General features: G+C 43.1%; 14 protein-coding genes. 4 read left to right on the top strand and 10 right to left on the bottom strand.

Features of this window, described 5'->3' with window-relative positions; genetic code table 11:
- Window positions 1-15: 15 nt before the first annotated feature.
- On the bottom strand, window positions 16-573 hold the full coding sequence (gene yiaA / locus M917_RS01925; RefSeq protein WP_084606109.1) for an inner membrane protein YiaA: 558 nt from the start codon (window positions 571-573) through the stop codon (window positions 16-18).
- Between the two features lie 290 nt (window positions 574-863).
- Here yiaA and M917_RS01930 point away from each other — a divergent pair, with 290 nt between their 5' ends.
- The 3 genes from M917_RS01930 to M917_RS01940 all read left to right on the top strand — a co-directional run bounded on the left by M917_RS01930 (window position 864) and on the right by M917_RS01940 (window position 2,468).
- Entirely contained in the window at window positions 864-1,343 is a 480-nt protein-coding gene (locus M917_RS01930) for a hypothetical protein (RefSeq protein ID WP_021813063.1), read from the top strand.
- A gap of 7 nt (window positions 1,344-1,350) precedes the next feature.
- Entirely contained in the window at window positions 1,351-1,776 is a 426-nt protein-coding gene (locus M917_RS01935) for a secondary thiamine-phosphate synthase enzyme YjbQ (RefSeq protein WP_040641639.1), read from the top strand.
- An 80-nt stretch (window positions 1,777-1,856) separates the two neighbouring features.
- Complete coding sequence (locus M917_RS01940; protein WP_021813065.1) at window positions 1,857-2,468, top strand: hypothetical protein; 612 nt, start codon at window positions 1,857-1,859, stop codon at window positions 2,466-2,468.
- A 150-nt stretch (window positions 2,469-2,618) separates the two neighbouring features.
- Here the strand turns inward: M917_RS01940 and M917_RS01945 are convergent, their stop codons facing one another.
- The 7 genes from M917_RS01945 to ffh all read right to left on the bottom strand — a co-directional run bounded on the left by M917_RS01945 (window position 2,619) and on the right by ffh (window position 8,919).
- Window positions 2,619-3,230, bottom strand: coding sequence for a DUF4112 domain-containing protein (locus M917_RS01945; RefSeq protein WP_406621713.1), 612 nt, complete (start codon window positions 3,228-3,230; stop codon window positions 2,619-2,621).
- Between the two features lie 40 nt (window positions 3,231-3,270).
- On the bottom strand, window positions 3,271-4,209 hold the full coding sequence (ubiA, locus tag M917_RS01950) for a 4-hydroxybenzoate octaprenyltransferase (RefSeq protein ID WP_021813067.1): 939 nt from the start codon (window positions 4,207-4,209) through the stop codon (window positions 3,271-3,273).
- A 13-nt stretch (window positions 4,210-4,222) separates the two neighbouring features.
- The gene (locus tag M917_RS01955; RefSeq protein WP_021813068.1) at window positions 4,223-4,462 is read right to left on the bottom strand and encodes a hypothetical protein; all 240 of its coding nucleotides are present in this window, start codon (window positions 4,460-4,462) and stop codon (window positions 4,223-4,225) included.
- 58 nt (window positions 4,463-4,520) lie between these two features.
- Window positions 4,521-5,417, bottom strand: a complete 897-nt coding sequence (locus tag M917_RS01960) for a class I SAM-dependent methyltransferase (RefSeq protein ID WP_021813069.1) — start codon at window positions 5,415-5,417, stop codon at window positions 4,521-4,523.
- Between the two features lie 59 nt (window positions 5,418-5,476).
- On the bottom strand, window positions 5,477-6,319 hold the full coding sequence (locus M917_RS01965; protein ID WP_021813070.1) for an undecaprenyl-diphosphate phosphatase: 843 nt from the start codon (window positions 6,317-6,319) through the stop codon (window positions 5,477-5,479).
- Between the two features lie 105 nt (window positions 6,320-6,424).
- On the bottom strand, window positions 6,425-7,126 hold the full coding sequence (gene tsaB / locus M917_RS01970; protein WP_040641641.1) for a tRNA (adenosine(37)-N6)-threonylcarbamoyltransferase complex dimerization subunit type 1 TsaB: 702 nt from the start codon (window positions 7,124-7,126) through the stop codon (window positions 6,425-6,427).
- A gap of 245 nt (window positions 7,127-7,371) precedes the next feature.
- Entirely contained in the window at window positions 7,372-8,919 is a 1,548-nt protein-coding gene (ffh, locus tag M917_RS01975; protein ID WP_021813072.1) for a signal recognition particle protein, read from the bottom strand.
- A 515-nt stretch (window positions 8,920-9,434) separates the two neighbouring features.
- Between ffh and M917_RS01980 the strand changes: the two genes are divergently transcribed.
- Window positions 9,435-10,226: a cytochrome C assembly family protein gene (locus M917_RS01980; protein WP_021813074.1), complete on the top strand. Its 792-nt coding sequence runs from the start codon at window positions 9,435-9,437 to the stop codon at window positions 10,224-10,226.
- Between the two features lie 140 nt (window positions 10,227-10,366).
- Here M917_RS01980 and purU read toward each other — a convergent pair whose 3' ends face one another.
- Window positions 10,367-11,299: a formyltetrahydrofolate deformylase gene (gene purU / locus M917_RS01985; protein ID WP_227500803.1), complete on the bottom strand. Its 933-nt coding sequence runs from the start codon at window positions 11,297-11,299 to the stop codon at window positions 10,367-10,369.
- A gap of 200 nt (window positions 11,300-11,499) precedes the next feature.
- Window positions 11,500-13,527, bottom strand: a complete 2,028-nt coding sequence (locus M917_RS01990) for an Ig-like domain-containing protein (protein ID WP_021813076.1) — start codon at window positions 13,525-13,527, stop codon at window positions 11,500-11,502.
- Between the last annotated feature and the right edge of the window lie 52 nt (window positions 13,528-13,579).

A 13,579-nucleotide genomic window follows, 5' to 3' on the forward strand; every position in this document is an offset into this window, starting at 1 on the left:
TTATGGTCAGAGGCCTTAATCACTACCTTCCATTCTGGATTTGACTGCACCAAAAAGTGACTTCCCAGCATCAGACTCACGTGGCTTTTGATGGACAATTTTAGCGCTATCCTCATTACTAGCAGTAATCGTTGGCGCGGTTAACGTTCGAATTTGCGCTTCATCACGGGTGTTTTTTTGAATGGTAACAGCAGCAAACAAACTCATGGTAAATGCCATCATATAAAAGCCTTTTTCACTAAGGCTTAAACTTCCTGCATTCATAAGACCAATTGCAATAAGAGCAATAGACAATCCTAAGGCCACCCAGCTGATCAAGTAATACATGTTCGTCGTAGGAATACCTTCACTACGATCACGCAGCGTTTTTTGTAAACTAATTGCTGAGTAAAGACCAAGAGCCAGCACCGCTATATAATAGCCTTTTTCATTTAAAAGCATAGCTTGTGCATTCCATAATCCCAGTAGATATGCGAGTACGCCAACTAACATTACAGCCCAAGAAGTCCCAACATAAGCAGTTGTTGGTTTATAAGCGGCTAGCTGACTCTTGGTAATTGTGTCATTATTCATTATCGTCCTTAATAAAAAATAGGCAAATATTTAGTAGAGAAAAATACAACTTTTATCGACCCCTGTTTTGCCTTAACATAACACAAGCGTGTTATATTGTAATCTAAAATCATTTTTAAAATAAATAATCTATTTAACGACAGAGTGCCGACATGTCTTTTTTTACCTTACTCATTTTGCTTAGTCTTATTATTATCGTGCCTATATTTTTCGTCATAAAAGAAAAGTCCAAGCGTACGCAACTCGCTTTCATACCGCGGCATCAAGAGTATTTAGCCTCTGCAAATCTTATGACTACTCAACATCAAGCAGAAAAGGCAAATAGTGAACAGGGCAATAAACTAAACGTCATTAAATTTTCAGCGCATCATCCCTTTGTTAAATTACTGTATGATGAACAGGTTTCTAAAACGTTTCGGGCTACTATGGACAATATTGGACAACAATATGAGTCTATCCATCATGATCAAATTACTGAATCACAACTCTTTACTCTCAATAAACTCATCGCCACACGTGTACCAGAATTAATTATTGACTATCTTAGTCTTGATCAAAATTATGCAAAGACTGTCATTATTGATACCGATAAACAAAATACCAGTTATGATATGGTATTAGATCAATTAAACTCAATTTTAGACTTTTCGCGAAAGCTCAATGTTCAAAGCCAAAGTGGTGTGGTAGACAAGCTACTTGCCAGCCGTCGGTATTTGGATGATGTTTATAAAGAAAGTGGCATGGCAGCCGATAGTCTAAAGATAAAGTGAGCCATTCATGTCCTATTATCAAACCACCTTGACCCTACCCGCCCATTCTCGTGGCGTTCACATTATCACCCCCATGATTGAAGACGCGCTTGATAAGCTCATCTCTCCCTCTTCTAAAGCAGGTTTGATACATCTGTTTTTACAGCATACCTCAGCCAGTCTTGCCATCAATGAAAATGCCGATCCAGATGTCAGACTGGATACCGAAGATTGGCTAAATAAGATCGCACCTGCCGATCAGCCTGAGTATCGCCATACATTAGAAGGCTCGGATGACCTGCCCGCTCATTTTAAAAGTATGATGTTTGGCGTAAGTTTGACAGTGCCCCTTATTGATGGCAGGTTAGGTCTAGGAATGTGGCAAGGCATTTATTTGTGCGAGCACAGAGATGTTGGCGGACAGCGAAAGCTAGTCATTACCGTAAACACTTAGTAATATATCGTCAAATCCAGCTTATCTCTCACCATTTACCGTGCTCCAATAAAGCGCTTTTAACGGACAAAAACCCCACCATGAAGACTCACTCCTCAGAATGCTCAACGCCTAAGGCTTACTATCAAATATTACCTGCTGCTTTTTTCAGCATTCTATTGCTAACGGCTTGCCAAGAAACACCAGAACCTGAAACAGCGAATACGGCACAAACAACGCCCGTGACAACCAATATTAATACGACTGATATTGCCGATAATAAAGACAGTACAGATAATGACTCATCACAGTCATCAGATGCCGAGCGTGATATCAACTTAACGCAATTAGAAGATAACCTTGAGACCACTGGATCAACACCAAGTGCTAATGCTGCGCCCAATCCTGAGCAAGCCATCAAAGGTGCACAAATCACCGATGTGCGTTATAGAAGTGCAACAGGAGAGTCGTTATCTGTCGTCTTTGAGACATCAGCAGCAGGTTTGCTTAATGCTGTCGTCACTCTTCCCAACCAATCAAAAATGACCCTGACCGCGCCAGAAGGTCAAGGCAACAATCCCACTTATCGCTCAAGTGACGGCAGTATTCAACTGGTGAGTCACGCTGGTGGTGGCACTATTGATTTCATTCAAAATGACAAAGTAACGAGCTTTGATGCAGTCAGTGCTGACGCTGAAGTCATTACAGAATAAGTCCTAAGCATACGCTGCTATGGACACCATATTTTAGACCGAAAAAAGGCGGCAAACGCTATCATCGTTTCCACCTTTTTTATTGCCATGTCACTGATTGCTACATAATTCTAGCTGACACATCATTGTCATTTAACAAAGTGCAGTCATTTAACCAAATCCAGTCATTTTCCCAAACAGACTAACCACCCAACTGATTATTGCCCACAATCCCCAACCAATCACCACAATGACGAGCAATCCAAGAATATCAGGAATATGCAAATACAACCAAGCAATCACTGGATTTCGCCAAAAACAACTTTGCTGCTGCTTATTTTCTAGTGATTTATGCAGAAATGGTCGATCCATATGCATGGTTTCAGTGATGCCATACTCCTGTTGCAGATGCTCATGCACGATGCCCAATGTCTTACGACTGGGACGAATAAAAATATCTAGCAACGTACCAATACCAGGTACGACACCGACGACCATATCGATGAGCGCCAACCTAACAGCGGGCGTCATTTTATGCGCAGGCACGCCCAATTGACGACCCAAGACAAAGGCATAACTGGTTAACGCCAATCCTGCCAAATCTCCTGCCAAGGGAATGGTTGACAGCGCAGCATCCGCACCCATGCCTTGCTTGGTAAAAGGCACACGCACTAAAGAATCCATAGCATTAGCAAACTTCGCCAGCTTACGCTCGGTGGCGACGACTTGCTCGCGTGTTAGCCCATGCTCAGCCAGCTTTGCCTCATAATCCATGACAGACATAGGAGCATTAGGCGATTTTTTGCCTTTTAATTTTGAAAGTCTATCCATTGATAGTTGTCCATATACAAGCGATGGCTATGATTGCGAACACATAACGCCCTACCCAGATATTGGCTAAAAACGCTTGGAAACATGCTAAGGCATTACGACTGGCACAAGCGCTGTTTTGTTTGGCAAACATCATTGCGACCAAAGCCAAGCCAAATATGGGCGTAATACCCAAGCTGGTTGGGGCAAAATAATGCCACAATACCGCACCCATTATTAATAAAAATACCATCTGTAGGACAGCAATGATAATCACGTCATAACGACCAAATAATATCGCCGTTGATTTGACGCCAATTTTTACATCGTCTTCGCGATCAGCCATGGCATACTGGGTATCATAAGCGACTGTCCAGCACATATAAGCAAGGAACAATAACCAACACCAAATATCAGGAGCGCCTTGTACTGCCACATAGGCCATCGGTATCGCCCAACCAAACGCTGCTGCTAAAAACACTTGTGGCAAATGGGTGTAGCGTTTCATAAAAGGATAAATAAAGGCCAATATTACCGCACCAAACGACCAATAAAAGACTTCAATAGGCAAAAAAAACAACAGACTCACGCTGCATAATACCAGCACCAAAAAAGCGCCGATGGCTTCTTGAGCAGATAAGCGCCCATCAGCCAATGGTCGACCTTTGGTACGAGTCACATGACCATCTACTTTACGATCGGCAAAATCATTAATCGCACAGCCTGCTGCCCGCATAAACACCGCACCCAGTGCAAATAAGACAAATATTTTAAGACTTGGCAGACCTGCCGTCATTCCTTGTTGCTGCACCTGACCCATTGCCGCCAGCATCACGCCCCAGAGAGTCGGCCAAAGTAACAGCTCAATACCGACAGGCTTATCAAAACGGGTCAACTGCATATAGGCGTAGAGTTTTTCTTTAAGCGTTAAGGGTGCACGGGTTTGTATCATAAGGCGACGGTCTCTATATTTGCTGCCATAATCGATTTGCTTCAATCAGCGATATCTCAGGATATTGTTTGCGCAACGCTTTGATGGCGGCAACTTTCTCTTTTTTTGATGCTTGCTGACGCAAAAATGCCAATTGCTCTTGCGGATTGCTCAGCTCTTTTAGACGCGATTCTAGCCGAAGAATTCGAGTACGCAGCATAATATTTATCAGTAATAAAATAGCACCCATGACCCAAATGATTAGCGCTGACATTCCTTGCTCCTAAATTCATCCATTTTAAGCTTATTCACTAAGCGCATTTATTATTTTACTATCCAGCAAAATAACCATCAAAACGTACCGCTTCGTTATGCCAGCATTCACTTGCTGCTTGATTGGCAAGTAAGGGCGCAAGTTGTGGACGCTTGACGATGACTCGACCAGAAGGTTGACTGACCGCTGACAGGGCGCTTTGCAGCAACTGCCGCTCCTCGTTTGCTGTTGGTGGGCGAGCCAACTGGTGCAATGCTTGCATGTGCTTGCCAACTTTAGCACCTTTACCCGTTTTTTGGTCTTGATAGCTGTCTTCTGGAAACATAGGATCCAGATATACCACATCGACAGATTTATCAGCATCAGCTAACGAATGGCTGCTCATACTGTCAAAATAACTGATGGCATCGGTATTGATAATCTGCAAACGTGCCATCAGTTTTTGCCAATTAGGCAACGCCTTCATACGCTGCTGCTCTGCTAGCAATAGCAACGCCATCAATGGCTGCTGCTCTAGCATGACTACTTGCGCACCAGTACTGGCCAATATCAAACTATCATGCCCAAACCCTGCCGTTGCATCAATGGCCTTGCTGTCCGCTGTCACTTTTGCGGCTTGTAATAATAACTCAGATTTGCGGCCAGCGCTCACTACCCGCCGTTGTAGCTTATCCCACTCAGGCGCAACGCTCAGCCCATCACTGAGCCATGACAGCGTGTCTTTATCGTCCAACAATAATATAGGTTGAGTGGCTTTCTGATCTAATTGCTGACTCAGTTGTTGACGACGTTTTTGCGTGAGTTTATCGCTGAATAGCTCAATATGCAAAACGATAGGCAATTTGTGTGCAACGATCATTGCTTGCAAACGCGCAATCTGCATTTGCTGAGAGTCTCTAACATAAAACAACTGACAGTGCATAAAAGCGCTTGATGCTTGTTGTAAGCTGTTCATAGACATAATTCTTTTATTTAGGATCAACTGTAGACACATTTATAAAGTACTGTGAGTGTTTAGCCCGCCATTTGATAACCAAAGCCCCAAGCCGCGACCAACACGATGATACCCGTAATAATGCGCAACCAAGCAAAAATAGTAAAATCACGACGACTCACCCATGCGACAAGCAAGCGAATACAAAGTAGCGCCACCACAAACGAAACTATCGTTCCTATGCCCAGCACCAGCCAATCTTCACTATTGCTCAATACATCACCATGTTTAAGCAAATCTAATAGTGCTGCTCCTACAATGACAGGAATACCCAAAAAGAAGGAAAACTCCGCAGAAGCCTTACGCGAAACCCCAAGCCATAGCGCGCCAATAATAGTAGCACCTGAACGCGAAGTACCTGGTATCAATGCCAAGCACTGCAAAAAACCAATCATCAGTGCCGTTTTTAGGGTCACATCTTCTGCTTCTTGCGCAATAATTGCCTTGGGACGACTCTCAACATAAAATATCAGCAGACCACCGATGATCAGCATGATTGCAACGACGATGGGATTAAACAAATAGGTTTTGATCTCATCAGCAAAGGTGAATCCAACGATCATCACCGGAATGGTGGCGACAATTAAACTAAGCCCAAGCTGTCTTGGATTGGCCATACTGTCTGATTTTCCAGTCAGTAAGCCCATTAATGCTTGCCACAGTCTGTCCCAATAGTCATAAATCACTGCCAAAATAGCGCCAAGCTGCACTACTACGACAAATAAATCAACTTTTTCCTTGGTCCAAAATCCCATCAAATCTGCTGATAGAATCAAATAGCCCGTACTCGATATGGGTAAAAACTCAGTGATACCTTCGACGATACCCATGATGACAGCTTGAATTAATAAAATAATATCCACAATAACTTTCCTAGATACAGACCTACTGGTTGCGTAACATGACTTTTAATATGTTTTTATATTTTTAAAGAGCATTTTTATATTTTTAGCACGCACTGACATTGATTATGCTTTACCTTGCTCTTTGAGCGTCTTCCATGCCTGATTACGCAGATATTTTGGTAATGCATGTGCCGCATCGGTACCGCCAAACGCTATAAACTGGGCAATACCGAGCTGCCCTATTACTACCGCATCTGGCCAGACATCCTCATGACATACTTGCTCATTTTGTCTTGTTAATAACACGGAGCCGTTACCAACGATAGGTAAATTGAGCGCAGTTTGGCTGTCATAATCTAGCAACTGCTCCGTACTATCGCTATCGCCAACCAGTACTGGCTGCATGACAGCATAGTCTTTTTGACTGTCATCTGCTATTGCATATTGACCAAAATAAACTTGCTGCATCCGCGCATCAAGAGCGCTATATACGTGCGTCAAACCATATTGCTGATACGCACGCTGGGCAATCGCTTGCAGACTTGAGACACCCACACAAGGAATATCATGCGCCACAGATAACGCTTGTACGACAGCGGTATTAATCCGTATCCCGCTAAAGGCACCAGGGCCTCGGTTAAATATCAGCGCTTGTATATCAGCAAGCTTCAGCTTGCTCTCTCTTAAAGCTGCGTCTATCATCGGTAAAATTTGCTGGGTTTGCTGACGTTTGCCCGTTTCAGTCTGGCTTGAGATGACGTTGCCGCTGCTGTCTAAGATCGCAATCGAGCACTGATCAAACACGGTATCCATTGCTAAAAACATTATACTCTCGGCTTATACTATACTGTCGGTATTAAAAAAAGCACAGCATTATAAAAAAGCACTGGCTTAATAAATAAATCAGCGCCCATCATAGCATTTAGGGCAGTTTATTTTTATTACTTTCTACGTTTTCCATACTTTATCCATGCGAATTTACTCAAAAAAAGCAGGCATAAAAAAACCTCAACACTATATTAGCCTTGAGGTTTTCATTGAGAAATGATGACTAATAGAACTCGCCCTATTTAAAAGCGCGTTTTAAACTTTTTTGGTGCTTGATTTTGCATGTCTTGCATTTGTCTCTGCATCTCTTCCGTGCTTGGCATGTTGTTTGGATCAAGTCCCATTTGCTTGGCCATTTGCTCTGGATTCACGTCTTTGGTACCGCCTTGCTGACCACCGCCAAATAAAGGACCACCAGCGCCGCCACCAGCATTGCCACCGCCCATTAGACCTTGCATGGATTTCATCATTTTACTGATACCTTCGGGCTTTGAGATCATTTTCATCATTTTTGCCATTTGCTTGTGTTGCTTGAGCAAACGATTGACATCTTGAATCTCACGACCAGAACCAGCAGCTATACGGCGCTTACGGCTCGGATTGATCTTATCAGGATTTTTGCGCTCAAATGGTGTCATTGAATTAATCAGCGCTTCCATCTCGCGTACTTTTTCTTCTGGTTTGGCATCTTCGACGGCTTTTTGCATGTCAGAGCCGCCCATTCCTGGCATTTTATCTAAAAACCCTGCCATGCCGCCCATACTTTTCATTTGCTGGAACTGGGTCAATAGATCTTCAAGGTCGAACTCGCCGCCCTTCTGCATCTTTTTCGCCATTTTTTCGGCTTTATCACGGTCAATTTTTTGTTCGACTTCTTCGACCAAACTCAGTACGTCACCCATACCAAGGATACGCTGAGCGATACGCTCCGGATGGAACAGCTCCAGCGCGTCTAACTTCTCACCGCGACCCAAAAACTTAATCGGCTTGCCTGTAATGGCGCGCACAGAGAGGGCCGCACCGCCTCGTGCATCACCATCTGTTTTGGTCAAAATCACACCCGTTAATGGCAATGCATCATTAAAGGCTTTGGCAGTATTGGCCGCATCTTGACCCGTCATAGCATCAACGACAAACAAAGTCTCTGACGGATTGACCGCAGCAGTAAGCGCTTTGATCTCCTCCATCATGGCGTCGTCGATAGCCAAACGACCAGCTGTATCAATAATCAAAATATCTTGATACTGAATTTTGGCCTCTTCGATAGCACGTAGAGCGATATCAATCGGATTTTCATCCGCACTTGAGTGAACAAACTTGGCATTCACTTGACCAGCGACTTGCTCAAGCTGTTTGATAGCAGCTGGACGGTAGACGTCAGCAGAGACTAGCATTACCTTTTTCTTTTGACGCTCTTGTAAATATTTGGCCAATTTACCAGCAGTGGTCGTTTTACCAGCACCTTGCAAGCCTGCCAGCAGATATACAACAGGCGGTTTGCCCGTCATCTCAAGCTGTTGATTGGCACTGCCCATCATTTCGGTCAGCTCATCATGGACGATTTTGACAAATGCTTGTCCGGGCGCCAACTCTTTAAGCACTTCAGCGCCTAGTGCTTGCTCTTTAACACGCTTGACAAAGTCACGAGTGACTGGAAGCGCCACGTCTGCTTCTAGTAGCGCCATGCGCACTTCACGCAAAGTGTCTTTGATATTGTCTTCGGTCAACTGTCCAGTACCCACGATATTGCGTAGGCTCGACGATAAGCGTTCTGTTAAGGTATCAAACATAAATAGCTCTCAGTTAAAATAATTCTTGGTTAAACCATCTAAATGGCTTATAAATAATAGTAGAGTACGTTATAAAATATGGGATCACGCTGCTATAAAAAACCAGCAAATTATCAATACTATAGCATTAAGATGATGCAAAAATAATAATCGTTTTGCAAAGGTTTGGCTATGAGCGCTATAGTCGATCCATTCTAAAAGGATTACAGTTCTGCTGGTATGAATTTTATGAAGCATCTGTCACGCTTGCGAACAGCCAGCGAGGAAAATTTGTACCAGCAGAACATAGTTAACGGTGGTACCATTTTTATTCTGAATTGACTATATCATTGACACCTATTCGACTTGGTTTAGGCCGACTAAGCCAAGCATTTGTAAGGAATAAGCAAGATGGTGCTCAATTGGTGACCATTTTATGATAAATTGGACAATTATTCTAATCATTCCGATAATACCACTTTGGCATTGCATTGAGCGTTCATGATGCGCTCAATATGAGATGAGGCTTTATATCTGTGCACTTTGCATTCTTACTTGCTAGCCTAGCTTACACCTTAGTCAGCGTTTACATTGGTTGGGCGCTGATTCGAGACAAACCCATCCATAAAGGCGTTAGTTTGGGGTTATTAGTGGTCGGTATGCTCGCGCATGCAGTGCTACTCTACCCCTATGTAGTGACTCTTTATGGTCTGAACTTCAACCTGTTTAATGTGATTAGCCTAATCAGTTTGTTTTTCTTATTCTTTTATGTCTTATTTTGTCTATATCGTCCTATCGTTAGCCTTGGTATTTTAGCCGCACCAACCGCACTATTCGGTATTACCATTGGTTATGTGGGCCGCGCTCCTTATCAACCAATTACGGATATCAGTATCGGGCTTGAGTCCCATATATTGCTCTCTCTTGCAGCTTATTGTGTGCTGCTGATGGCGACGGTGCAAGCGCTCTTTTTACGACTGCAAATTCGTGAACTGAAGCATCATACGATTCATCGATTTTGGGTCACTAAGCTGCCGTCATTACAAAGTATGGAAAGCTTACTATTCGATATGCTGTTGGTAGGCTTTGTATTACTCAGTATCGCGTTGGGTATTGGTTTTGTCTATGTAGAAGATTTGATGGCTCAGCACATCGTACACAAAACCGTCTTTAGTCTGCTGTCATGGTTATTGTTTGGCACACTTCTATTTGGGAATTGGCGCGCAGGCTGGCGTGGTAAACGTGCTGCCAACATCACTATTTATGCCTTTATATTACTGGCGATTGGCTTTGTCGGTAGCAAGTTTGTGTTAGAAATGCTGATATAAATAACGTTCTGTGCCAAACATGGCCGTCAGTCACATCATTTAATACGGATACTGACGGCTTATGTTTTATGTCGAATTAGTTGCTATCAGTTTGCTTACTCAAAGCAATCTTAGTGAACAGCCATTTAAATAAAAACCGCTTAATTAAAAACTACGGTCTTATTACCCGCCACAATCACCCGATTTTGTACATGCCAATTGACGGCGCGTGCCAATACATTACGCTCGATATCACGACCAATAGCTCGTAATTCTGTCACACCTTGGCGATGGGTCACACGGTGAACATCTTGCTCAATAATAGGCCCTTGATCGAGCTCAGCGGTGACATAATGCGCCGTCGCCCCGATCAGTTTGACGCCTTTATCATAAGCTTGGCGATAAGGGTCTGCTCCCACAAAAGCGGGCAAGAACGAATGATGAATATTGATCACTTGCATCGGCCAACGCTTCACAAAATCAGAAGATAATATCTGCATATAACGCGCTAGTACGAGCAAATCATTACCTTCCATCAATTTATGAATCTGTTCTTCTGCTTGCTCTTTATTGCCTTTGGTCACTGATATATGATGAAATTTAATCCCAAAGTTTTTCACGGCTTGACGCAAGTCAGGATGATTGCTGACCACACAGGTAATTTCGCAATCAAGCAAACCGCGCTGATGTCGCCATAACAGATCTAACAACGCATGATCGAACTTGGACACCAAAATACCCACTTTGGTCTTAATTGCATTGTTATGGAGTCGCCAATCCATATTATGGCGCTTGGCAACTGTATGCCCAAAACTGACTTCAAAATTATCAATAATCTCGCTCAATCCTGCCAAGGCGAACTCTAAACGCATGAAGTACTGGCCACCTTCGTGGGCAGTTGAGTATTGATCAAGTGTAATAATATTAGCGCCATAGCGATGAATAAACTCGGAAACCGCCTGAACTATGCCCGCCTGATCCCTACATTTAATTAAAAGCGTGGCGGTCTCAATAGCGTCCGTAGCTGGTGTGTTCAGAGAGGTTGTGTTTGAGTTTATATTCGATGATAAAGCAGCTTCTGTATTGTCTGACATAGTACGCCCAATTAAAAAATTAAAATGTTCACTTTATTGAAATGCTATCAACATCATAGGAAACCGACTATTTTAATCTTTTTTACTATGTTTTGCTGACAGAGTTGGTTGTTTCTGGTTATTTAGGGTCATTTGATTAGTGGAATGGTAATGCAAAAACCCCCAACGCATGGTTGGGGGTTATATTAAGAAGCTCTCTTTTATTGTATCAATAAGGTTCTGGTTGTTGTGGTAGGAGATGGCTCTGGTGTATTGACCGTTATCTTAACCTTATCATTTCTCTGACAGCCCGTATAGGAAAATCTGTAACTAACGTCACTGGCATTCACTGTCTGATTACTGAGATCAACAAGATTAGGGACCGTTAATTTCCCGTTAACAAACTCAGCCTCACAACTGCCACCTTCAGCCGCAATACTGATTGTAGTACCCGCGGCCATAGACAATGTCTGTGCTGAATTGCCAAACATTTGAAAATCAACATATTTAGGAGATTCTAAATCAGTAGCTGGATTAGGCGTTAGTGTAGCAGGCAGGCCAGCAAGCAAAGGCGTATCTGCAGCCAAGCCTAATACAACTTGATAACGTAATGTAGCCGCTAGATTATTATCACATGTACCTAAAATATTTGGCTGACTAAAAGAGGAAGGGGCACACGTAGCACCTGATCCACCTTTTCTGTAGACAAATTCACCCGCTTCTGTATCGTATTGATTATTTTCATTATCATCACGGAAGAAGTCGCCGATGTTACGGGTGAATACGTCACCTGCACTGAACTGATTATTGCCGTCTCTATCAATATAGTTTTTGTCGCCTTCTACATAAGCAATGACTGAAACACGGTCATCTACTGGACGTGGATTTTGAGTGCTAAATTCAACTGAACAGACGCCATTCTGAGTCGCACAATTAGGCGTCACTCTCCCGCCTTCACTCACGAAGCTCACGACTGTACCGTTAGGCACAGGATTACCTACTCTATCGACCAGTCTTGCCGTAATAGTAGATGTGTCACCATCTACACCAACAGCCAATACGTTCTTGCTTAATGAGATACTCACACCATTTTGAGTCGCACGTCCTGTAGCGACAGAGACGTTTTTAGACAGCGCAAATACGTTAGGGTTTGACCTTAGAGTAGCTTTTATCTCGACTGGTCCTGGTAAAGCACCAGGATATAAGTTGACCACCACCTTGCCTTGCGAATCGCTGGTGACTGTTTGAGAGGTCTGATTGTTCAATGTGACAAAGCTAAAATCACTAGGAGCAAATATTTTACTAATTTCAACTTGTTGGTTAGCAGCAGGACGACCATTCGCATACACAGTGAACTCTATCTGTCCCGAGGTTGATGAACCACTATTACTAGCACCTAACTGCACTGTCTCTGTAGTCGTATAGAATATTGAGCTCGCTTCAACGCCCGCGATATTGACAGTTCTTGTTTGTTTATTGGCTGGGTTATTCGCAGGAGTTGCAGTGATCGTTTGTGCGCCTGCACATAAATTTCCATTTTCATCTACTGCTGTATACGTAGCCGTCACATCACCTTGATTGCTTGAAACCACGCTATCATTGTCAAAGCTGCCACAGCTAGCATCAAAATTTACAGTAATGTCATTTTGCTCGATATTGCTGCTAGAGTCTTTTGTTTTTAACGTAATATTTGTACTTCCACCTGAGTTTAAGCTTGAAGAAGATAAAGCAATATCAGTTAATACGACATTTATAGACTGTAGAGAAAAGGCATAGCCCGGTGTAGTTTTAGTCTGTCCTTCATAATTAACAGTCGCACTGAGTTGATAGCTGCCTGTAGTGGTATTATCTGAAGGTTTGACAGAGATAGCTGCTTCACCGTTTTCATTAGTTAATACAGTGCTGTTACTGGTCCCAAAAGTGACGCCTTCAGCCTGAAAAGATACCAAAGCATTACTTACTGGATCCCCATTATTATCGGTTACTTTTACTGTCGCACTTGCTCCAGCTGAAGTAATAGTACGAGTCATGTTGCCATTGGGATCTGTTAGGGTTATAGGTGTAACTTTAATATCACTTACTGGTGTCCCTGTTCCACCACCATTCCCAGGCTGAGTCACACCTGTATCAGGTTCAGGCGCAATCGTATCAGTACCATCGCCGCCGCCACATCCAGCCAACGCCAATGATAATGTGAGTGCTGTGAGCTGAAACAACTTAGAAGTAAGTGGCAATGAACTATATGACATGTTTGGACTCCACGTGGTCAGTGATTTATTTGAGCAGATAAGCAAAAACCAT

It is taken from the genome of Psychrobacter aquaticus CMS 56, from assembly GCF_000471625.1.
GTDB lineage: Bacteria > Pseudomonadota > Gammaproteobacteria > Pseudomonadales > Moraxellaceae > Psychrobacter > Psychrobacter aquaticus.

Bases quoted from the DNA above. Each gene is read 5' to 3' on its own strand.
- yiaA (WP_084606109.1), bottom strand. From the start codon at position 573: ATGAATAATGACACAATTACCAAGAGTCAGCTAGCCGCTTATAAACCA.
- tsaB (WP_040641641.1), bottom strand. From the start codon at position 7,126: ATGTTTTTAGCAATGGATACCGTGTTTGATCAGTGCTCGATTGCGATC.
- M917_RS01945 (WP_406621713.1), bottom strand. From the start codon at position 3,230: ATGTCTGTCATGGATTATGAGGCAAAGCTGGCTGAGCATGGGCTAACA.
- M917_RS01990 (WP_021813076.1), bottom strand. From the start codon at position 13,527: ATGTCATATAGTTCATTGCCACTTACTTCTAAGTTGTTTCAGCTCACA.
- ffh (WP_021813072.1), bottom strand. From the start codon at position 8,919: ATGTTTGATACCTTAACAGAACGCTTATCGTCGAGCCTACGCAATATC.
- ubiA (WP_021813067.1), bottom strand. From the start codon at position 4,209: ATGATACAAACCCGTGCACCCTTAACGCTTAAAGAAAAACTCTACGCC.
- M917_RS01935 (WP_040641639.1), top strand. From the start codon at position 1,351: ATGTCCTATTATCAAACCACCTTGACCCTACCCGCCCATTCTCGTGGC.
- M917_RS01955 (WP_021813068.1), bottom strand. From the start codon at position 4,462: ATGTCAGCGCTAATCATTTGGGTCATGGGTGCTATTTTATTACTGATA.
- M917_RS01960 (WP_021813069.1), bottom strand. From the start codon at position 5,417: ATGAACAGCTTACAACAAGCATCAAGCGCTTTTATGCACTGTCAGTTG.
- M917_RS01940 (WP_021813065.1), top strand. From the start codon at position 1,857: ATGAAGACTCACTCCTCAGAATGCTCAACGCCTAAGGCTTACTATCAA.
- M917_RS01930 (WP_021813063.1), top strand. From the start codon at position 864: ATGACTACTCAACATCAAGCAGAAAAGGCAAATAGTGAACAGGGCAAT.
- purU (WP_227500803.1), bottom strand. From the start codon at position 11,299: ATGTCAGACAATACAGAAGCTGCTTTATCATCGAATATAAACTCAAAC.